The sequence below is a fragment of the Streptomyces sp. NPDC041968 genome (genome assembly GCF_055589025.1).
The window spans coordinates 279253-300215 of record NZ_JBVJCB010000008.1; the positions used below are offsets into that span (position 1 = coordinate 279253).

General features: G+C 71.0%; 19 protein-coding genes and 1 pseudogene. 18 read left to right on the forward strand and 2 right to left on the reverse strand.

Annotation, left to right across the window (positions count from 1 at the left end):
* The first annotated feature begins 21 nt into the window (after positions 1–21).
* The 15 genes and pseudogenes from pgsA (at position 22) to relA (ending at position 15615) form a co-directional block, all read left to right on the forward strand.
* Positions 22–745, forward strand: a pseudogene (gene pgsA / locus ACZ6EG_RS21375) (phosphatidylinositol phosphate synthase).
* Entirely contained in the window at positions 742–1674 is a 933-nt protein-coding gene (locus ACZ6EG_RS21380; RefSeq protein WP_391970316.1) for a phosphatidylinositol mannoside acyltransferase, read from the forward strand. The pseudogene pgsA and the gene ACZ6EG_RS21380 overlap by 4 nt, the downstream one beginning before the upstream one ends.
* Complete coding sequence (locus tag ACZ6EG_RS21385) at positions 1671–2834, forward strand: glycosyltransferase family 4 protein (RefSeq protein WP_391970317.1); 1164 nt, start codon at positions 1671–1673, stop codon at positions 2832–2834. The genes ACZ6EG_RS21380 and ACZ6EG_RS21385 overlap by 4 nt, the downstream gene beginning before the upstream one ends.
* Positions 2835–3096: 262 nt before the next feature.
* Positions 3097–3639 carry a hypothetical protein gene (locus ACZ6EG_RS21390; protein ID WP_391970318.1) on the forward strand — a complete coding sequence of 181 codons (543 nt, stop codon included), beginning with the start codon at positions 3097–3099 and terminating at the stop codon, positions 3637–3639.
* A 122-nt stretch (positions 3640–3761) separates the two neighbouring features.
* Positions 3762–4673: a pyridoxal 5'-phosphate synthase lyase subunit PdxS gene (gene pdxS, locus ACZ6EG_RS21395; RefSeq protein WP_469606591.1), complete on the forward strand. Its 912-nt coding sequence runs from the start codon at positions 3762–3764 to the stop codon at positions 4671–4673.
* 13 nt (positions 4674–4686) lie between these two features.
* Complete coding sequence (gene pdxT / locus ACZ6EG_RS21400; RefSeq protein ID WP_469606594.1) at positions 4687–5295, forward strand: pyridoxal 5'-phosphate synthase glutaminase subunit PdxT; 609 nt, start codon at positions 4687–4689, stop codon at positions 5293–5295.
* A 48-nt stretch (positions 5296–5343) separates the two neighbouring features.
* Positions 5344–6096, forward strand: a complete 753-nt coding sequence (locus ACZ6EG_RS21405; RefSeq protein WP_383645957.1) for a YebC/PmpR family DNA-binding transcriptional regulator — start codon at positions 5344–5346, stop codon at positions 6094–6096.
* 113 nt (positions 6097–6209) lie between these two features.
* The gene (gene ruvC, locus ACZ6EG_RS21410; protein WP_469606598.1) at positions 6210–6866 is read left to right on the forward strand and encodes a crossover junction endodeoxyribonuclease RuvC; all 657 of its coding nucleotides are present in this window, start codon (positions 6210–6212) and stop codon (positions 6864–6866) included.
* On the forward strand, positions 6863–7468 hold the full coding sequence (ruvA, locus tag ACZ6EG_RS21415) for a Holliday junction branch migration protein RuvA (RefSeq protein WP_469606601.1): 606 nt from the start codon (positions 6863–6865) through the stop codon (positions 7466–7468). Before ruvC ends, ruvA begins: the two co-directional genes overlap by 4 nt.
* Positions 7469–7541: 73 nt before the next feature.
* On the forward strand, positions 7542–8615 hold the full coding sequence (ruvB, locus tag ACZ6EG_RS21420; protein WP_391970322.1) for a Holliday junction branch migration DNA helicase RuvB: 1074 nt from the start codon (positions 7542–7544) through the stop codon (positions 8613–8615).
* A 175-nt stretch (positions 8616–8790) separates the two neighbouring features.
* Positions 8791–9291 (forward strand): preprotein translocase subunit YajC, encoded by a 501-nt coding sequence (gene yajC, locus ACZ6EG_RS21425; RefSeq protein ID WP_391970323.1) that lies wholly within the window; start codon positions 8791–8793, stop codon positions 9289–9291.
* Between the two features lie 130 nt (positions 9292–9421).
* Complete coding sequence (gene secD / locus ACZ6EG_RS21430; RefSeq protein ID WP_469606606.1) at positions 9422–11218, forward strand: protein translocase subunit SecD; 1797 nt, start codon at positions 9422–9424, stop codon at positions 11216–11218.
* A gap of 1 nt (position 11219) precedes the next feature.
* Positions 11220–12353 (forward strand): protein translocase subunit SecF, encoded by a 1134-nt coding sequence (gene secF / locus ACZ6EG_RS21435; RefSeq protein ID WP_391970325.1) that lies wholly within the window; start codon positions 11220–11222, stop codon positions 12351–12353.
* A complete protein-coding gene (locus ACZ6EG_RS21440; protein ID WP_391970326.1) occupies positions 12350–12898 on the forward strand; it encodes an adenine phosphoribosyltransferase in 549 nt (182 codons plus the stop codon). Before secF ends, ACZ6EG_RS21440 begins: the two co-directional genes overlap by 4 nt.
* A 173-nt stretch (positions 12899–13071) precedes the next feature.
* Positions 13072–15615 carry a GTP pyrophosphokinase gene (gene relA / locus ACZ6EG_RS21445; RefSeq protein ID WP_391970327.1) on the forward strand — a complete coding sequence of 848 codons (2544 nt, stop codon included), beginning with the start codon at positions 13072–13074 and terminating at the stop codon, positions 15613–15615.
* A gap of 67 nt (positions 15616–15682) precedes the next feature.
* Here relA and ACZ6EG_RS21450 read toward each other — a convergent pair whose 3' ends face one another.
* Positions 15683–16912, reverse strand: coding sequence for a DUF349 domain-containing protein (locus tag ACZ6EG_RS21450; protein ID WP_383650835.1), 1230 nt, complete (start codon positions 16910–16912; stop codon positions 15683–15685).
* A gap of 135 nt (positions 16913–17047) precedes the next feature.
* Positions 17048–17872 (reverse strand): peptidylprolyl isomerase, encoded by an 825-nt coding sequence (locus ACZ6EG_RS21455; RefSeq protein WP_469606611.1) that lies wholly within the window; start codon positions 17870–17872, stop codon positions 17048–17050.
* Positions 17873–18055: 183 nt separating this feature from the next.
* Here ACZ6EG_RS21455 and ACZ6EG_RS21460 point away from each other — a divergent pair, with 183 nt between their 5' ends.
* The 3 genes from ACZ6EG_RS21460 to ACZ6EG_RS21470 all read left to right on the forward strand — a co-directional run bounded on the left by ACZ6EG_RS21460 (position 18056) and on the right by ACZ6EG_RS21470 (position 20907).
* The gene (locus ACZ6EG_RS21460; protein ID WP_356605707.1) at positions 18056–18772 is read left to right on the forward strand and encodes an MBL fold metallo-hydrolase; all 717 of its coding nucleotides are present in this window, start codon (positions 18056–18058) and stop codon (positions 18770–18772) included.
* Between the two features lie 11 nt (positions 18773–18783).
* Positions 18784–20046 (forward strand): histidine--tRNA ligase, encoded by a 1263-nt coding sequence (hisS, locus tag ACZ6EG_RS21465; RefSeq protein WP_469606615.1) that lies wholly within the window; start codon positions 18784–18786, stop codon positions 20044–20046.
* Between the two features lie 198 nt (positions 20047–20244).
* Entirely contained in the window at positions 20245–20907 is a 663-nt protein-coding gene (locus tag ACZ6EG_RS21470; protein ID WP_391970330.1) for a vitamin K epoxide reductase family protein, read from the forward strand.
* Positions 20908–20963: the final 56 nt, after the last annotated feature.

Consider the following 20963-nt stretch of genomic DNA (forward strand, 5'->3'; position numbering starts at 1 on the left):
CCATGCGCGCGCGTGGCTACGATGGGCCAGCCGGTGGCCAGCAAGGGCCGCGGCCACACCGACCGTCGGGAAGGCCATGCTGAACAAGTACGCGCGTGCATTTTTTACGCGTGTCCTCACACCGTTCGCCGCGTTTCTCATCCGCCGGGGCGTCAGCCCGGACACGGTCACGCTGATCGGCACCGCCGGTGTGGTCGCGGGAGCGCTGGTCTTCTACCCCATGGGTGAGTTCTTCTGGGGCACGGTCGTGATCACGCTCTTCGTCTTCTCCGACCTCGTCGACGGCAACATGGCCCGCCAGCTCGGCCGCTCCAGCCGCTGGGGCGCCTTCCTGGACTCGACGCTGGACCGGGTCGCCGACGGCGCGATCTTCGGCGGTTTCGCCCTCTGGTACGCGGGCGGCGGTGACGACAACGTGCTGTGCGCCGTGTCGATCTTCTGCCTGGCCAGCGGCCAGGTCGTGTCGTACACCAAGGCGCGCGGCGAGTCGATCGGTCTGCCGGTCGCCGTCAACGGACTCGTCGAGCGCGCCGAGCGGCTCGTCGTCTCCCTGGTCGCCGCGGGCTTCGCGGGACTGCACAAGTTCGGCGTGCCGGGGATCCAGTACCTGCTCCCCGTCGCCCTGTGGATCGTCGCCGTCGGCAGTCTCGTCACGCTCGTCCAGCGCGTCGTCACCGTCCGCCGGGAGGCCGCCGAGGCGGATGCCGCCGCACAGGAGGACCAGGGCACCGAGGCGGCGAAGTGAGCGCTCGGGACCGGCTGGCCGACGGCCTGTACGGCGCCGGCTGGAGCACGGTGAAGAAGCTGCCCGAGCCGGTCGCCGCACGGCTCGGCCGCACGATCGCGGACATCGCCTGGAAGCAGCGCGGCGCGGGCGTCCGGCGGCTGGAGAGCAACTACGCGCGCGTGGTGCCGGGCGCGGGCCCCGAACGGCTCGCCGCGCTCTCGCGCGCGGGCATGCGCTCGTACCTGCGCTACTGGATGGAGTCCTTCCGGCTCCCGGCCTGGAGCCGCGAGCGCGTCGAGGCGGGTTTCGCCCCCGAGGGACTGCACCACCTCACCGACGGCATGGACGCGGGCAAGGGCGTGGTCCTCGCCCTCCCGCACCTGGCCAACTGGGACCTCGCCGGTGCCTGGGCCACCACCAAGCTGGGCATCCCCTTCACCACGGTCGCCGAGCGCCTCAAGCCGGAGTCCCTCTACGACCGTTTCGTCGCCTACCGCGAGGGCCTCGGCATGGAGGTCCTGCCGCACAGCGGCGGCACGGCGTTCGGCACGCTCGCCCGGCGGCTGCGCGACGGCCGTCTGGTCTGCCTGGTCGCCGACCGCGACCTGTCCGCCTCGGGCGTGGAGGTCGACTTCTTCGGCGAGACGGCCCGCATGCCGGCCGGGCCCGCCCTGCTCGCGCTGCACACCGGCGCCCGGCTGCTGCCGGTGACGCTCTGGTACGACGACTCGCCCGTCATGCGGGGCCGCATCCATCCGCCGGTCGACGTGCCCGAGTCAGGGACCCGCGCGGAAAAGACGTCCGTCATGACACAGGCGCTGGCCGACGCCTTCGCCACGGGGATCGCCGACCACCCGGAGGACTGGCACATGCTCCAGCGCTTGTGGCTGAAGGACCTCGACCCCGCCAAGGCACCCGCGGCGGCCGAGGGGCAGGGCGCCCCGTGAGGATCGGCATCGTCTGCCCGTACTCCTGGGACGTACCGGGTGGCGTCCAGTTCCACATCCGGGACCTCGCCGAGTACTTCGTCCGCCTCGGCCACGAGGTCTCCGTCCTCGCCCCCGCCGACGACGACACCCCGCTGCCCCCGTACGTCGTCTCCGCCGGCCGCGCGGTGCCGGTGCCGTACAACGGCTCGGTGGCCCGGCTGAACTTCGGCTTCCTGTCGGCGGCCCGGGTGCGGCGCTGGCTGCACGACGGCGCCTTCGACGTCATCCACATCCACGAGCCGACCTCGCCCTCCCTGGGGCTGCTCGCCTGCTGGGCGGCGCAGGGCCCGATCGTGGCCACCTTCCACACCTCCAACCCGCGCTCCCGCGCGATGATCGCCGCGTACTCGATCCTCCAGGCAGCCCTGGAGAAGATCAGCGCCCGGATCGCGGTGAGCGAGTACGCCCGCCGCACCCTCGTCGAGCACCTGGGCGGGGACGCCGTCGTGATCCCCAACGGCGTCGACGTCGACTTCTTCGCCCGCGCCGAGCCCAAACCCGAGTGGCAGGGCGACACGATCGGCTTCATAGGGCGCATCGACGAGCCCCGCAAGGGCCTGCCGGTGCTGATGCGGGCGCTGCCGAGGATCCTCGCCGCCCGGCCGCAGACCCGGCTGGTGGTCGCGGGCCGCGGCGACGAGGAGGAGGCCGTGGAGAGCCTGCCGAAGGAGCTGCGCTCCCGCGTGGAGTTCCTCGGCATGGTCAGCGACGAGGACAAGGCCCGCTTCCTGCGCAGCGTCGACCTGTACGTGGCGCCCAACACCGGCGGCGAGAGCTTCGGAATCATCCTGGTCGAGGCCATGTCGGCAGGCGCGCCCGTGCTCGCCTCCGACCTGGACGCCTTCGCACAGGTCCTCGACCAGGGAGCGGCCGGCGAGCTGTTCCCCAACGAGAACGCCGACGCGCTCGCCGACGCGGCGGTGCGGCTGCTGGCCGACCCGCAGCGCCGGGCTGAGCTGCGGGAGCGGGGCAGCGCGCACGTACGGCGCTTCGACTGGTCGACCGTCGGCGCCGACATCCTGTCCGTCTACGAGACGGTCACCGCGGGCGCGGCGGCGGTGGCCACGGACGACCGGGCGACGGGGCTCAGGGCGCGCTTCGGACTGGCGAGGGACTGAGGGCCGGGCGGGCCGTCCCGACCGGGCCGTGACGGCCCGCCCGCGGGCGGGCGACGCGGTGACGGTCGACCTGGCGACCAGGCGAGTCGAGGCAGCGGCGCCTCTCCGGCGTGGAGGGTCTCGGGCGTGACGGCCCGCCGGCGTCCCAGGGGCGACGCGACGGGCCGCGCGGCCGGCGGACCACGCGCGGGATCGCCCCGGCGTGGCCCGCCCCGAGGGCACCGCGCCGCCCGCGCGCAGCATCCCCGTAGGCTTGCGGCCCGTGACCGCAACCCTGATCTGGATCCTGGTCGTCCTCGTCGCGATCGGCCTGTACCTGAGCTGGACCGCAGGGCGGCTGGACCGGCTGCACGCCAGGATCGACGCCGCCCGCGCCGCACTCGACGCGCAGCTGCTGCGCAGGGCGTCCGTGGCCCAGGAACTGGCCACCTCCGGCGTCCTCGACCCGGCCGCCTCCATCGTGCTGTACGAGGCCGCGCACGCCGCACGGCAGGCCGAGGAGGAGCAGCGGGAGGTGGCCGAGAGCGAGCTGAGCCAGGCCCTGCGGGCGGTCTTCGCCGAGCCGCAGCAGGTGGACGCGCTGCGGGAGGCCCCCGGTGGCGAGGAGGCCGCCCACGAACTGGCCGAGGCCGTGCGGCGCGTCCCGATGGCCCGGCGGTTCCACAACGACACGGTGGGCGCCGCCCGCAGGCTCCGCGAGCACCGCAAGGTGCGCTGGTTCCGCCTGGCCGGGCACGCGCCCTTCCCCCTGGCCTTCGAGATGGACGACGAGTCACCGGCTGCCCTGGTGGAGCGGGCCGCCTGACGGCAGCCGCCGGCCCCGCGCCGAAAACGATCCACCGCCTCCTCATTGGCCCTTGCTGTGGCCTGGTCGCGTCGCGTTTCCTCAGAGCTGCACAAGTCCCCTTCCCCGCAGCGAGGTACCCCGTGTCCAGCACGCTCTCCGAGAACCAGGCCCCCGAGACCGGCACCGCCCGCGTGAAGCGCGGCATGGCCGAGCAGCTCAAGGGCGGCGTGATCATGGACGTCGTCACGCCGGAGCAGGCGAAGATCGCGGAGGACGCGGGCGCCGTCGCCGTCATGGCCCTGGAACGGGTCCCGGCCGACATCCGCAAGGACGGCGGTGTGGCCCGCATGTCCGACCCGGACATGATCGAGGGCATCATCGGCGCGGTCTCCATCCCCGTGATGGCCAAGTCCCGCATCGGCCACTTCGTCGAGGCCCAGGTCCTGCAGTCCCTCGGCGTGGACTACATCGACGAGTCCGAGGTCCTCACCCCGGCCGACGAGGTCAACCACAGCGACAAGTTCGCCTTCACCACCCCCTTCGTCTGCGGCGCCACCAACCTCGGCGAGGCCCTGCGCCGCATCGCCGAGGGCGCCGCGATGATCCGCTCCAAGGGCGAGGCCGGCACCGGCAACGTCGTCGAGGCGGTCCGCCACCTGCGCCAGATCAAGAACGAGATCGCCCGCCTGCGCGGCTACGACAACAACGAGCTGTACGCCGCCGCCAAGGAACTGCGCGCCCCCTACGAGCTGGTCCGGGAGGTCGCCGAGCTGGGCAAGCTCCCGGTCGTCCTCTTCTCCGCCGGTGGCGTCGCCACCCCGGCCGACGCCGCGCTGATGCGCCAGCTCGGCGCCGAGGGCGTCTTCGTCGGCTCCGGCATCTTCAAGTCCGGCGCCCCGGCCAAGCGCGCCGCCGCCATCGTGAAGGCGACCACCTTCTACGACGACCCGAAGATCATCGCGGACGCGTCCCGCAACCTCGGCGAGGCCATGGTCGGCATCAACTGCGACACCCTCCCCGAGACCGAGCGCTACGCCAACCGCGGCTGGTAAGGCACCCGATCCGATGAGTGACACCCCCGTCATCGGCGTCCTGGCCCTCCAGGGCGACGTACGGGAGCACCTCGTGGCCCTGGCCGCGGCCGACGCCGTGGCCAGGCCGGTGAGGCGCCCCGAAGAACTCGCCGAGGTGGACGGCCTGGTCCTGCCCGGCGGCGAGTCCACCACCATCTCCAAGCTGGCCGTCCTCTTCGGAGTGATGGACCCCCTACGCGCGCGCGTGCGTGACGGCCTGCCCGTCTACGGCACCTGCGCCGGCATGATCCTGCTGGCCGACAAGATCCTCGACCCGCGCTCCGGGCAGGAGACGGTCGGCGGCATCGACATGATCGTGCGCCGCAACGCCTTCGGACGGCAGAACGAGTCCTTCGAGGCGGCCGTCGTCATCGAGGGCGTGGCGGGGGACCCCGTGGAGGGCGTCTTCATCCGCGCTCCCTGGGTGGAGTCCGTGGGCGCCTCCGTCGAGGTGCTCGCCGAGCACGACGGCCACATCGTCGCGGTCCGCCAGGGCAACGCGCTCGCCACGTCGTTCCACCCGGAACTGACCGGCGACCACCGCGTGCACCGGCTCTTCGCCGACATGGTGCGCGCGAACCGCGCGGCTCGGTCCTTGTAGGATTCCTGCGTTCGTTGCTGAGATGGGTTACGCGAAGGAGACAGGCAGATGTCCGGCCACTCTAAATGGGCTACGACGAAGCACAAGAAGGCCGTGATCGACGCCAAGCGCGGCAAGCTCTTCGCGAAGCTGATCAAGAACATCGAGGTCGCGGCGCGCATGGGCGGCGTCGACATCGAGGGCAACCCGACGCTCTACGACGCCATCCAGAAGGCGAAGAAGCAGTCGGTCCCGAACAAGAACATCGACTCCGCGGTCAAGCGGGGCGGCGGTCTCGAGGCCGGCGGTGCCGACTACGAGACGATCATGTACGAGGGCTACGGCCCCAACGGCGTCGCGGTGCTCATCGAGTGCCTCACCGACAACCGCAACCGCGCCGCCTCCGACGTCCGCGTCGCCATGACCCGCAACGGCGGCTCCATGGCCGACCCCGGCTCGGTGTCGTACCTGTTCAACCGCAAGGGCGTCGTCATCGTCCCCAAGGGGGAGCTGAGCGAGGACGACGTCCTCGGCGCCGTCCTGGACGCGGGCGCCGAGGAGGTCAACGACCTCGGCGAGACCTTCGAGGTCCTGAGCGAGGCCACCGACCTGGTCGCGGTGCGCACCGCCCTCCAGGACGCCGGCATCGACTACGAGTCCGCCGACGCCAACTTCGTCCCGACCATGCAGGTCGAGCTGGACGAGGAGGGCGCCCGGAAGATCTTCCGCCTCATCGACGCCCTGGAGGACAGCGACGACGTGCAGAACGTCTTCGCCAACTTCGACGTGAGCGACGAGGTCATGGAGAAGGTCGACGCGTAGCGCCGCGGCGCACATGACGGCCGCGGTGGGCCGGGGGACACGTCCCCCGGCCCACCGCCGTTGTCGGTGGCACCCGATAGCCTGCACAAACAGGCGATCGAACGGGAGGGCACGTGCGCGTACTGGGGGTGGACCCGGGGCTGACCCGCTGCGGGGTCGGTGTCGTGGAGGGCGTCGCGGGCAGACCGCTCACCATGATCGGTGTCGGCGTCGTCCGCACCCCCGCCGACGCCGACCTCGGCCACCGCCTCGTCGCCGTCGAGCAGGGCATCGAGCGGTGGCTGGACGAGCACCGGCCGGAGTACGTCGCGGTGGAGCGCGTCTTCAGCCAGCACAACGTCCGTACGGTGATGGGCACGGCCCAGGCCAGCGCCGTCGCCATCCTGTGCGCCTCCCGCCGCGGCATCCCCGTCGCCCTGCACACCCCGAGCGAGGTCAAGGCCGCCGTCACCGGCAGCGGCCGAGCCGACAAGGCGCAGGTCGGCGCCATGGTCACCCGCCTGCTGCGGCTCGCCGCGCCCCCGAAGCCGGCCGACGCCGCCGACGCCCTCGCGCTCGCCATCTGCCACATCTGGCGCGCTCCCGCCCAGAACCGGCTCCAGCAGGCCGTGGCCCGCGCCGCCCAGCCCGTCCCGCGGACGCCACCGGCCCGACAGGCGGCGACCGCCCGGCAGTCCCTGTCGCCGCAGCAGGCCCCGAACCGCCAGCAGTCCCCGGCCGCCCAGCAGCCCCCGGCCGCCCCGCACGCACCGAAAGGCCACCCGGCATGATCGCCTTCGTCAGCGGCACCGTAGCCGCCCTCGCTCCCGATGCCGCGGTGGTCGAGGTCGGTGGCGTCGGCATGGCCGTGCAGTGCACGCCGAACACGCTCTCCACCCTCCGCCTCGGCAAGCCCGCCAAGCTCGCCACCTCGCTCGTCGTCCGCGAGGACTCGCTCACCCTGTACGGCTTCGCCGACGACGACGAGCGCCAGGTCTTCGAGCTGCTCCAGACCGCCAGCGGCGTCGGACCCCGGCTCGCCCAGGCGATGCTCGCCGTGCACACCCCCGACGCCCTGCGCAGAGCCGTCTCCACCGGCGACGAGAAGGCGCTCACCGCCGTCCCCGGCATCGGCAAGAAGGGCGCGCAGAAGCTGCTCCTGGAACTGAAGGACCGCCTCGGCGAACCCGTCGGCGCCCCCGCCGTCGGCGCTCCGGTCAGCACCGGCTGGCGCGACCAGCTGCACGCGGCCCTGATCGGCCTCGGGTACGCGACCCGTGAGGCCGACGAGGCCGTCGCCGCCGTGACCCCCCAGGCGGAGGCCGCCGGCGGCACGCCCCAGGTGGGGCAGCTGCTGAAGGCGGCCCTCCAGACCCTGAACCGCGCCCGCTGAACCACCGCCGCGCCCGCTGCCCCACCACCGCGCCCGCTGCCCCACCACCCCGACCCCCGAGGCACACACCGCTATGAACTGGGACGACACGACCGACACCGACGCCACCGCCGAGCGGCTCGTCGGTGCGTCCGCCGACGGGGAGGACCAGGCGGTGGAGGCCGCCCTGCGCCCCAAGGACCTGGGCGAGTTCATCGGCCAGGAGAAGGTCCGCGAGCAGCTCGACCTCGTCCTGCGCGCCGCCCGCGCGCGCGGGGCGACCGCCGACCACGTCCTGCTCTCCGGCGCGCCCGGCCTCGGCAAGACCACCCTCTCGATGATCATCGCGGCCGAGATGGAGGCCCCGATCCGGATCACCTCCGGGCCCGCCATCCAGCACGCCGGGGACCTCGCGGCGATCCTCTCCTCCCTCCAGGAGGGCGAGGTGCTCTTCCTCGACGAGATCCACCGCATGTCGCGGCCCGCCGAGGAGATGCTCTACATGGCGATGGAGGACTTCCGCGTCGACGTCATCGTCGGCAAGGGCCCGGGCGCCACCGCCATCCCCCTGGAGCTGCCGCCGTTCACCCTGGTCGGCGCCACCACGCGCGCGGGGCTGCTGCCACCCCCGCTGCGCGACCGCTTCGGCTTCACCGCGCACATGGAATTCTACGGACCCACCGAGCTGGAGCGGGTCATCCACCGCTCGGCGGGCCTGCTCGACGTCGGGATCGACACGGCCGGCGCCGCCGAGATCGCCGGTCGCTCCCGCGGCACGCCCCGCATCGCCAACCGCCTGCTGCGCCGCGTCCGCGACTACGCCCAGGTCAAGGCCGACGGCCTGATCACCCAGGAGATCGCCGCGGCCGCCCTCGCGGTCTACGAGGTCGACGCCCGCGGTCTGGACCGGCTGGACCGGGGGGTGCTGGAGGCCCTGCTCAAGCTGTTCGGCGGCGGCCCCGTCGGCCTGTCCACGCTCGCTGTCGCGGTGGGGGAGGAGCGTGAGACCGTGGAAGAGGTCGCCGAACCGTTCCTCGTACGCGAGGGCCTGCTGGCCCGCACCCCGCGCGGACGGATCGCGACCCCGGCGGCATGGGCGCACCTCGGCCTCACCCCACCGCGGTCCCAGAACTCCGGAAACGGACAACAGGACCTGTTCGGGGCGTGACGCCACCGTCACGAAGAGGACATTCGCCGGGGCAGGAACCCCGGTGCCATGCTGAGCGTTGTTCCATGCGCGCGGACTCGCTTAGACTCCGCCGATGCCGCCCTTGTCGGCGGCGCACACACCCCCAACCATCAGGCCGCTCACCATCGCGGTCGTGTGAAGGAAGTACCGACCCGTGAGTCTCGTGACCCTCCTCCCGTTCATCGTGCTCATCGGGGCCATGTTCCTGATGACCCGGTCGGCGAAGAAGAAGCAGCAGCAGGCCGTCGACATGCGGAACCAGATGCAGCCCGGTTCCGGCGTCCGCACCATCGGGGGCATGTACGCCACGGTCAAGGAGGTCAACGAGGACACGGTCCTCCTCGACGCCGGCCCGGGTGTCGAGCTGCTCTTCGCCAAGAACAGCATCGGTGCCGTCCTCACCGACGACGAGTACAACCGCATCGTCCACGGCGTCGAGCACGACCTGAAGTCCGACGCCGACATCGTCCCGGACGATGCCTCCTCCCTCACCGGGCCCGACGCCCCCGCCGACGCCGCCGCCGTCTCCGACGACAAGCCCGTCGACCTCGGCAAGAAGGACGCGGCCGACGAGCCGACGGCCGACGCCGCGTCCGCCGAGGCGAAGACGGACGAGCAGGCGAAGAAGTCCGACGGCGGCTCCGAGGCGAAGTAGCCGTGCTCCGGGGCGAGCGGGACGTTCCCGCCGCCCCGTGTGACGCGCGGCTCGCACGGATCCGGACACCATGTGATGGCCGCCGGCGACGCCTACCCGGCGCGAGCGGCCCGAGAGGGAGTACGCAAAGGTGGTAGCACCCAAAAAGGGAACGAATGCGAGCGCTCAGAGTAAGCCCGGGCGCTCGCTGGCCCTGATGCTGATCGCCATCGTGGCGCTCACCGGCGGCATGTTCGCCTCCGGACACACGACTCCGCGTCTCGGCATCGACCTGGCCGGCGGCACCAGCATCACGCTGCGCGCGGTGCCGGAGGCGGGCCAGGAGTCCGCGATCAACAAGACCAACATGGACACCGCGGTCGAGATCATGGAGCGCCGCGTCAACGGTCTGGGTGTCTCCGAGGCCGAGGTGCAGACCCAGGGCGACCGGAACATCATCGTCAACATCCCCAAGGGGACGAACTCGAAGGAAGCCCGGGAGCAGGTCGGCACCACCGCCAAGCTCTACTTCCGCCCGGTGGTCGCCACCGAGCTGTCCGGGGCGGGCGCCACCGGCAGCCCCTCCCCGAGCCCGACCGGCAACGCCACCGACAAGGCGACCGACAAGGCCACGGACGGCACCGCCGACAAGGACAAGGCCACCGACGGTGACAAGGCGAGCGACGCGCCCTCCGGCTCCGCCTCGGCGAGCTCCAGCCCGCAGGGCCGTGCCGCCAGCGACGCCCTGAAGGCCGACCCCAGCTCGTCCGGCGGGGCCACCGACGGCGCCTCCCCCTCCGCGAGCGCCAGCGCCTCCGGCGACGACGCGACCGCCAAGCTCCAGGCCGCGTACGCCGCGCTGGACTGCACCGACGCATCCGCCCGGGCGAAGGCGGGCGCCGGCGCCAAGCAGGGCGAGTCCATGGTCGCCTGCGGCCAGAACGCGCAGGGCCAGTGGCAGAAGTACATCCTCGGCCCGGCCGCGGTCGACGGCACCGACGTCGACAGCTCCGAGGCGGTCTTCAACACGCAGACCGCCGCCGGCTGGACCGTGACGATGAAGTTCACGGACGGCGGCGCCAAGAAGTTCGCCGACATCACCGGCAAGCTGGCGCAGAACCAGTCCCCGCAGAACCAGTTCGCCATCGTCCTGGACAACGAGGTCGTCTCCGACCCCTACGTCAGCCAGGCACTCACCGGCGGCAGCGCGGAGATCTCCGGCAACTTCGACCAGGAGGAGGCCCAGGGCCTCGCCAACATGCTGTCCTACGGCGCGCTGCCGCTGACCTTCAAGGAGGACAGCGTCACCACCGTCACCGCCGCACTCGGCGGTGAGCAGCTCAAGGCCGGTCTGATCGCGGGTGCGATCGGCCTCGCCCTGGTCGTCCTCTACCTGCTGGTCTACTACCGCGGCCTGTCGTTCATCGCCGTCGCCTCACTGCTGATCTCCGCGGCCCTCACGTACGTGATCATGTCGCTGCTCGGCCCGGCCATCGGCTTCGCGCTGAACCTGCCGGCCGTCTGCGGTGCCATCGTCGCCATCGGCATCACGGCGGACTCGTTCATCGTGTACTTCGAACGCGTCCGCGACGAGATCCGCGAGGGACGCACCCTGCGTCCCGCCGTCGAGCGGGCCTGGCCACGCGCCCGGCGCACCATCCTGGTCTCCGACTTCGTGTCCTTCCTCGCCGCCGCGGTGCTCTTCATCGTCACCGTCGGCAAGGTGCAGGGCTTCGCCTTCACCCTGGGGCTGACCACGCTGCTCGACGTCGTGGTGGTGTTCCTCTTCACCAAGCCGCTGCTGACGCTGATGGCCCGGCGCAAGTTCTTCGCGAGCGGCCACAAGTGGTCCGGCCTCGACCCGAAGAGCCTGGGTGCCAAGCCGCCGCTGCGCCGCACCCGTCGTACCGCCCGCCCCGCCGGCCCTGTCGACCCGAAGGAGGCGTGAGATGGGAAAGCTCGGCACCCTCGGCGCTCGACTGCACCATGGTGAAATCGGCTACGACTTCGTCAAGAACCGCAAGCTCTGGTACGGCATCTCGATCCTCATCACCATCACGGCCATCGTCGGCCTGGCGGTGCGCGGTCTGCACATGGGCATCGAGTTCCAGGGCGGCGCGGTCTTCACCACCCCGAAGAACATGAGCGCCTCGGTCTCGCAGACCGAGACGTGGGCGGAAGAGGCCTCCGGCCACGACGCGATCGTCCAGAAGCTCGGCGACGGCAGCCTCCGCATCCAGATCGCGGGCACCGACACCGAGGCGTCGGACCGGATCAAGGAAGAGCTCTCCAAGGACCTGGACGTCCCGGCGGAGCGGATCAACGCGGACCTGGTCGGCCCCAGCTGGGGTGACCAGATCGCGAACAAGGCATGGCAGGGCCTCGGGATCTTCATGGTCCTGGTGGTGATCTATCTGGCCATCGCCTTCGAGTGGCGGATGGCACTCGCCGCCTTCGTCGCGCTGATCCACGACATCACCATCACGGTCGGCATCTACGCCCTGGTGGGCTTCGAGGTCACACCGGGCACGGTGATCGGTCTGCTCACGATCCTCGGATATTCGCTGTACGACACGGTCGTGGTCTTCGACAGTCTCAAGGAACAGACGAGAGACATCACCAAACAGACCCGCTGGACCTACGGTGAGATCGCCAACCGCTCGATCAACAGCACCCTGGTGCGGTCCATCAACACCACGGTGGTCGCGCTGCTGCCGGTGGGCGGCCTGCTGTTCATCGGCGGCGGTGTGCTCGGCGCCGGCATGCTCAACGACATCTCGCTGTCGCTGTTCGTGGGTCTCGCCGCGGGTGCCTACTCGTCGATCTTCATCGCCACGCCGCTCGTCGCCGACCTCAAGGAGGCCGAGCCGCAGATGAAGGCGCTCAAGAAGCGCGTCCTCGCCAAGCGCGCCCAGGCCGCGGCCGCGGGCGTGCCGGCCGAGAACGCCGTGGACGAGGAGCGCTACGCCGACGACGAGACCGACGAGGACCCCGAGGACGCGGCCCCCGCGGTCGTCGGCCCCCGCAACCAGCCCGCCTCCCGCAACAGGGGACGCGGCCGGCCCTCGGGGAAGCGCCGATGACCGGGACCACCGACATCACGGAGCTGCTGCTCAGCCGCATCCGTGACGTGGCCGACTACCCGGAGCCGGGCGTGATGTTCAAGGACATCACCCCGCTCCTGGCCGACCCCGCGGCCTTCGCCGCCCTGACCGACGCGCTCGCCGAGGTCGCCGGGCGCACCGGCGCCACCAAGGTCGTCGGCCTGGAGGCCCGCGGCTTCATCCTGGGCGCTCCGGTGGCCCTGCGGGCCGGGCTCGGCTTCATCCCCGTACGCAAGGCGGGCAAGCTCCCGGGAGCCACCCTCAGCCAGGCGTACGACCTGGAGTACGGCTCGGCCGAGATCGAGGTGCACGCCGAGGACCTGAGCGCCGACGACCGGGTCCTGGTCATCGACGACGTCCTCGCCACCGGCGGCACCGCCGAGGCCTCGCTGGAGCTGATCCGCCGGGCGGGCGCGCGGGTCGCGGGACTCGCCGTCCTGATGGAGCTGGGCTTCCTCGGCGGACGGGCCCGGCTGGAGCCGACCCTGGCCGGGGCGCCGCTGGAGGCGCTGCTCACGGTCTGACCGCTCGCACCGCTCGTCCGAGGCGGGCCCCGGAGGAATCCGGGGCCCGCCTCGGACGTTGGCGGTCTTGACGGCCCTCACAGTGGCCTGAAGGCGATCCTGGCGTGCAGGATCGCTACCATGGGGACTCCGGAGCCTGACCGGGGGACCCGGATCGCGCACGAGGAGTCCTCTTGCCAGACGAGGCCCAGCCACTGACCGCCGCCAAGCCCGAGTCCGCCTCGGCGCCCGCGGCGAAGCCCGTACCGAGCGCGCCGCAGGCGAAGAACGACACGCACGGGCCGATCCAGCACGCCCCGGCGGCGCCCGTGGACAAGCCGGCCGACCAGCAGCCGCGTCCCAAGCCGATCCCGCCCGACCGCGGCCGGAACGCGCCCGTGGTCCGCACGCCCGCCGGCCAGCCCGCCCGCTCCGGCTCCTCCAACCGCGTCCGAGCCCGCCTCGCCCGTCTCGGCGTGCAGCGCGCCAACCCGTACAACCCGGTCCTGGAGCCCCTGCTGCGGATAGTGCGCGGCAACGATCCCAAGATCGAGACGGCGACCCTGCGCCAGATCGAGCGCGCCTACCAGGTCGCCGAGCGCTGGCACCGCGGCCAGAAGCGCAAGAGCGGCGACCCGTACATCACGCACCCGCTCGCCGTCACCACCATCCTCGCCGAGCTGGGCATGGACCCGGCCACGCTCATGGCGGGGCTGCTGCACGACACCGTCGAGGACACCGAGTACGGCCTGGAGGACCTGCGCCGCGACTTCGGTGACGTGGTCACCCTCCTCGTCGACGGCGTCACCAAGCTCGACAAGGTCAAGTTCGGCGAGGCGGCGCAGGCCGAGACCGTGCGCAAGATGGTCGTCGCGATGGCGAAGGACCCGCGCGTCCTCGTCATCAAGCTCGCCGACCGCCTGCACAACATGCGCACCATGCGCTACCTCAAGCGCGAGAAGCAGGAGAAGAAGGCGCGCGAGACCCTGGAGATCTACGCGCCGCTCGCCCACCGGCTGGGCATGAACACCATCAAGTGGGAGCTGGAGGACCTCGCCTTCGCGATCCTCTACCCCAAGATGTACGACGAGATCGTCCGCCTGGTCGCCGAGCGCGCCCCCAAGCGCGACGAGTACCTCGCCATCGTCACCGACGAGGTGCAGCAGGACCTGCGCGCGGCCCGGATCAAGGCGACCGTCACCGGACGCCCCAAGCACTACTACAGCGTCTACCAGAAGATGATCGTCCGCGGCCGTGACTTCGCGGAGATCTACGACCTGGTCGGCATCCGCGTCCTGGTGGACACGGTCCGCGACTGCTACGCGGCGCTGGGCACGGTCCACGCCCGCTGGAACCCGGTTCCGGGGCGGTTCAAGGACTACATCGCGATGCCCAAGTTCAACATGTACCAGTCGCTGCACACGACGGTCATCGGGCCCAACGGCAAGCCGGTCGAGCTCCAGATCCGCACCTTCGACATGCACCGCCGCGCCGAGTACGGCATCGCCGCGCACTGGAAGTACAAGCAGGAGGCCGTCGCCGGCGCCTCCAAGGTCCGCTCCGACGCGCCCAAGTCGTCCGGCAAGGGCAAGGACGACCACCTCAACGACATGGCGTGGCTGCGCCAGCTGCTGGACTGGCAGAAGGAGACCGAGGACCCCGGCGAGTTCCTGGAGTCCCTGCGCTTCGACCTCTCGCGCAACGAGGTCTTCGTCTTCACCCCCAAGGGCGACGTCATAGCGCTCCCGGCGAGCGCCACCCCCGTGGACTTCGCGTACGCCGTCCACACCGAGGTCGGCCACCGCACCATAGGGGCACGCGTCAACGGCCGCCTCGTCCCGCTGGAGTCCACCCTGGACAACGGGGACCTGGTGGAGGTCTTCACGTCCAAGGCGGCCGGCGCGGGTCCGTCCCGCGACTGGCTCGGCTTCGTGAAGTCGCCGCGCGCCCGCAACAAGATCCGTGCCTGGTTCTCCAAGGAGCGCCGCGACGAGGCGATCGAGCAGGGCAAGGACGCCATCGTCCGCGCCATGCGCAAGCAGAACCTGCCGATCCAGCGCATCCTGACCGGCGACTCCCTGGTCACCCTCGCCCACGAGATGCGCTACTCGGACATCTCCGCGCTGTACGCGGCGATCGGCGAGGGCCACGTCTCCGCGCAGAACATCGTGCAGAAGCTCGTCCACGCGCTCGGCGGCGAGGAGGCGGCCACCGAGGAGATCGACGAGTCGGTGCCGCCGGCTCACGGTCGCGGCCGCAAACGCCGCACGAGCGCCGACCCGGGTGTCGTGGTCAAGGGCGTCGACGACGTGTGGATCAAGCTCGCCCGGTGCTGCACGCCCGTGCCCGGCGACCCCATCATCGGCTTCGTCACCCGCGGCAGCGGTGTCTCCGTCCACCGCAGCGACTGCGTGAACGTGGACTCGCTCTCCCGGGAGCCCGAGCGCATCCTCGACGTCGAGTGGGCCCCCAGCCAGTCCTCCGTCTTCCTGGTCGCCATCCAGGTCGAGGCCCTGGACCGCTCCCGGCTCCTCTCGGACGTCACCCGGGTGCTGTCCGACCAGCACGTCAACATCCTCTCCGCGGCCGTCCAGACCTCCCGCGACCGCGTCGCCACCTCCCGCTTCACCTTCGAGATGGGCGACCCCAAGCACCTGGGGCACGTCCTGAAGGCCGTACGCGGCGTGGAGGGCGTCTACGACGTCTACCGCGTGACATCGGCGCGCAGGCCCTCGTAGAGCGGCCGCGCACGACGAAAGGGGCTCCGGTACGCGACGCGTACCGGAGCCCCTTTCGTCGTGCGGGTCAGCCGCCGAACTCGTGCAGCCCCTTCAGCGCCTGGTCCAGCAGCGCCTGCCGGCCCTCCAGCTCACGCTGGAGCTTGTCGGCCCTGGCGTTGTTGCCCTGGGCGCGTGCCTGCTCGATCTGGGAGCGCAGCTTGTCCACGGCCGACTGGAGCTGACCGGTCAGACCCTCGGCACGCGCGCGTGCCTCCGGGTTCGTCCGGCGCCACTCGCTCTCCTCGGCCTCCTGGAGCGCCCGCTCGACCGCGTGCATCCGGCCCTCGACCTTCGGCCGGGCGTCGCGCGGTACGTGGCCGATGGCCTCCCAGCGCTCGTTGACCGACCTGAACGCGGCGCGGGCCGCCTTCAGGTCGGTCACCGGCAGGAGCTTCTCGGCCTCCTCGGCCAGCTCCTCCTTGAGCTTGAGGTTCTCCGTCTGCTCGGCGTCGCGCTCCGCGAAGACCGAGCTGCGGGCGGCGAAGAAGACGTCCTGGGCGCCGCGGAAGCGGTTCCACAGGTCGTCCTCGTGCTCGCGCTGGGCGCGACCCGCGGCCTTCCACTCGGACATCAGGTCGCGGTAGCGCGCGGCCGTCGGCCCCCACTCCGTCGAGTTCGACAGCGCCTCGGCCTCGGCGACCAGCCGTTCCTTGGTCTGCCGGGCGTCCTCGCGCTGCGCGTCCAACTGCGCGAAGTGCTGCTTGCGGCGCTTGGAGAACGCCGACCGGGCGTGCGAGAAGCGGTGCCACAGCTCGTCGTCGGACTTGCGGTCCAGCCGCGGCAGCCCCTTCCAGGTGTCGACCAGCGAGCGCAGCCGCTCACCGGCCGCCCGCCACTGGTCGGACCCGGCCAGCTCCTCGGCCTCGGCGACCAGTGCCTCCTTGGCGCCGCGCGCCTCGTCGGACTGCTTCGCCCGCTGGACCTTCCGCTCCTCGCGGCGCTTGTCGACCAGCTCCACGAGTTTGTCCAGCCGGGTCCGCAGGGCGTCCAGGTCACCGACCGCGTGGTGCGCGTCGACCTGCTCCCGCAGGTGGTCGATGGCCGTCTGGGCGTCCTTCGCCGACAGGTCGGTGGTCTTCACGCGCTTCTCGAGGAGGCCGATCTCGACAACCAGGCCTTCGTACTTGCGCTCGAAATAGGCCAGCGCCTCCTCGGGGGAGCCTGCCTGCCAGGAACCGACGACCTGCTCGCCGTCGGCCGTACGCACGTACACGGTCCCCGTCTCGTCGACGCGGCCCCACGGGTCGCTGCTCACAGCGCCTCCTCCACATGATGCCTGCGGAGGGCTTCGCTACCCCCGGGCATCGTCCACAGTTTCGTCACGGCCAACATAGGCGACCGGCGGGTGGCCTGTCCGCATCCCGCGCGACCGAACTTCCGCAGATGAGAGTCAGGATTTGGCGACGGTCGCCTTGTCGATCACGACCGTCGCGTTGGGCGCTCCGTCGCCCGCTCCCGTGCTCTCACCGGCGGCGGCGATCTTCTTCAGCACCTTCATGCCCTCGTCCGAGATGGTGCCGAACGGTGTGTAGCTGGGGGGCAGCGGGCTGTCCTGGTACACGAGGAAGAACTGGCTGCCGCCGGAGCCCGGCTGGCCGGTGTTCGCCATCGCCACCGTGCCCGCCGGGTACGTGTTCTTCTTGAGGCTCTTGTCCTTCAGATTCTCGTCCGGGATGGTGTAGCCGGGGCCGCCGTTGCCCTGTCCCGTCGGGTCGCCGCACTGGAGCACGAAGATCCCGTTGGTGGTGAGCCGGTGGCACGGCGTGTGGTCGAAGAAGCCCTTGCCGGCCAGGAAGCTGAACGAGTTGACGGTGTGCGGGGCCGCCGACGTCTTCAGGGCGATGTCTATGTCGCCGCAGGTCGTGGCCAGTTTCATCGTGTACTTCGCCGACTTGTCGATGGTCATCGCAGGTTCCTTCTTCCAGGTCTGCGTCTTGACCTTGCCCTCGGCCGGCTTCTCGCACGGGTCCGGCGCCTTGCTGCTCGCCGAGGCGCTCGGGGTGACCTCCGCGTTCGCGTTCGACTTCGTGTCGTCGTCGCCCAGGACCACCCCGGTCGTGTACAGCGCGACACTGCCGATCAGAATCACGCCGAGAACCGACGCGATAGCGGCGTTGCGCATGCGCGCCTTGCGTCGAGCGGAGGTACGTCGCTGCTGCTGCCGCAAGAACTTCTCCCGGGCGAGCTGACGCCGCCGCTGCTCCTGGGTGACCACCGGGTTCTCTCCTCATGCGTCTTCGAGTGCCGACCGGTACGCGTGCGTGCGATGAGCCGACCGTGGGCGTGTAGCCCCGTACCGTATATGGGTTCGCTGAGGAAACGGCACCGCCGGTAGGCTCTGACCATGGGCGCGGCCCGTTCGCAAGCCCACCCGTACCGACACAAACGAAGGACGATCGTGCTCATTGCCGGGTTCCCCGCCGGGGCCTGGGGGACGAACTGCTATCTCGTCGCCCCCGCCGCCGGTGAGGAGTGCGTGATCATCGACCCGGGCCACCAGGCCGCACAGGGGGTCGAGGAAGCACTCGCCAAGCATCGGCTCAAGCCCGTCGCCGTCGTCCTCACCCACGGCCACATCGACCACGTCGCCTCGGTCGTCCCGGTCTGCGGCGCGCACGACGTGCCGGCCTGGATCCACCCCGAGGACCGCTTCATGATGAGCGACCCCGAAAAGGGGATCGGCCGGTCCATCGGCATGCCGCTCATGGGTGAGCTGACCGTCGGAGAGCCGGACGACGTCAAGGAGCTGACCGACGGCACCAGGCTGGAGCTGGCCGGCATGGAGCTGACGGTCGCGCACGCCCCCGGCCATACCAAGGGGTCGGTGACCTTCGGCCTGCCCGAGGCGGCGGACATCCCGCCGATCATGTTCTCGGGCGACCTGCTGTTCGCCGGCTCCATCGGACGCACCGACTTCCCCGGTGGCTCCATGGACGACATGCTCGAGTCCCTGGCACGCGTGTGCCTGCCCCTCGACGACTCGACCGTGGTGCTCTCCGGACACGGCCCCCAGACGACCATCGGCCAGGAGCGCGCCACCAACCCGTACTTGCGGGAAGTGGCCGCCGGCCGCCAAGGGAACAGAGCCCCCGGGGCTCCCCGACGAGGAATGTGACGAGACCCTCCGTGAGCACCTTCAAGGCCCCCAAGGGCACGTACGACCTGCTGCCGCCGGACTCCGCCAGGTTCCTGGCGGTCCGCGAGGCGATCGCGGCCCCGCTGCGCAACTCCGGCTACGGCTACATCGAGACGCCCGGTTTCGAGAACGTCGAACTCTTCGCGCGCGGTGTGGGTGAGTCCACCGACATCGTCACCAAGGAGATGTACGTCTTCGAGACCAAGGGCGGCGACCGGCTGGCGCTGCGCCCGGAGACGACGGCCCCCGTGCTGCGCGCGGTCCTGGAGGCCAACCTGCACAAGGCGGGCAACCTGCCGGTGAAGGTCTGGTACTCGGGCTCGCAGTACCGCTACGAGCGCCCCCAAAAGGGCCGTTACCGCCACTTCTCCCAGGTCGGCGCCGAAGCCATCGGGGCCGAGGACCCGGCCCTCGACGCCGAACTGATCATCCTGGCCGACCAGTCGTACCGGGCGCTGGGCCTGCAGAACTTCCGCATCCTGCTCAACTCCCTGGGCGACAGGGAGTGCCGTCCGGTCTACCGCGCAGCGCTCCAGGGCTTCCTGCGCGGCCTCGACCTGGACGAGGAGACGCTGCGCCGCGCCGACATCAACCCGCTGCGCGTCCTGGACGACAAGCGTCCCGAGGTGCAGAAGCAGCTCACCGACGCCCCGCTGCTGCGCGACTACCTGTGCGACGCCTGCAAGGCGTACCACGAGGAGGTGCGCGAGCTGATCACGGCGGCCGGCGTGGTCTTCGAGGACGACCCCAAGCTGGTGCGCGGCCTGGACTACTACACGCGCACGACCTTCGAGTTCGTCCACGACGGACTGGGCTCCCAGTCCGCGGTGGGCGGCGGCGGCCGTTACGACGGACTGTCCGAGATGATCGGCGGCCCGGCCCTCCCGTCCGTGGGCTGGGCCCTGGGCGTCGACCGCACCGTCCTCGCTCTGGAGGCCGAGGGCATCGAGCTGGACATCCCGTCGGTCACCTCCGTCTACGCCGTCCCGCTCGGCGAGGAGGCCCGCCGGGTCCTCTTCTCGAAGGTCACCGAACTGCGCAAGAACGGCGTGGCCGCCGACTTCTCCTACGGCGGCAAGGGCCTCAAGGCCGCGATGAAGGCGGCCCACCGCTCGGGCGCCCGCTACGCCCTGGTCCTCGGCGAGCGCGACCTCGCCGAGGGCGTCGTCCAGCTCAAGGACATGGAGTCCGGCGAGCAGACCGCGATCGGTGTCAACGAGATCGTCGCGGAGCTGGAGTCCCGGCTCGGCTGAGGGCCCGCGGCCCTGCCGCCCCCGGGGGCACGCGCATTCGTCCGCGTGTGCCCCCGGGGAACGGGAATCGGCCGGAACGCAACTCTCCGGGGGGATCGCCGGTGCGTTCTTATGTTCATCGAACGGTGGCCATACAGGGTCGTACGGCACAATGGCCCTGCCCGAAGCAGGTCCGACTCAAGTGACGGAATCGGCGTGATGAGCAAGACGACAGTGAAGGACGTCTCCACCGTGGCGGAGCCCGCGCCGGAACCCACCGCCGGAGCCTCGCGGGCCGAGGGCGGCAGCCGCGCCCTGGCCCTGCTGCTGGTGATCACCGGCGCGGCCGGAGTGCTCGCCGCCTGGGTCATCACGCTGGACAAGTTCAAACTGCTCGAGGCGAAGGTCGCGGGAACCACCTTCACGCCCGGGTGCAGCCTCAATCCCGTCGTCTCCTGCGGCAGCGTCATGGAGAGCGACCAGGCCGCCGTCTTCGGGTTCCCCAACCCCGTGCTCGGCCTGGTGACCTACGGCATCGTCGTCTGTGTCGGCATGAGCCTGCTGGCCGGGGCGCGCTTCCCGCGCTGGTACTGGCTTACCTTCAACGCGGGCACCCTCTTCGGCGTCGGATTCTGCACCTGGCTGCAGTTCCAGTCCCTGTACCGGATCAACGCGCTGTGCCTGTGGTGCTGCCTGGCCTGGGTCGCCACGATCATCATGTTCTGGTACGTGACGTCCTTCAACGTCCGCAAGGGCTTCCTGCCGGCGCCGACCTGGCTCAAGGGCTTCTTCGGCGAGTTCACCTGGGTCCTGCCGGTGCTGCACATCGGCATCATCGGCATGATGATCCTGACCCGCTGGTGGGACTTCTGGACCAGCTGACGGGCCGGCCGTCGGCGGCGCCCGTCGCGTTGTCAGTGCGGTGAATTAGGGTTCAG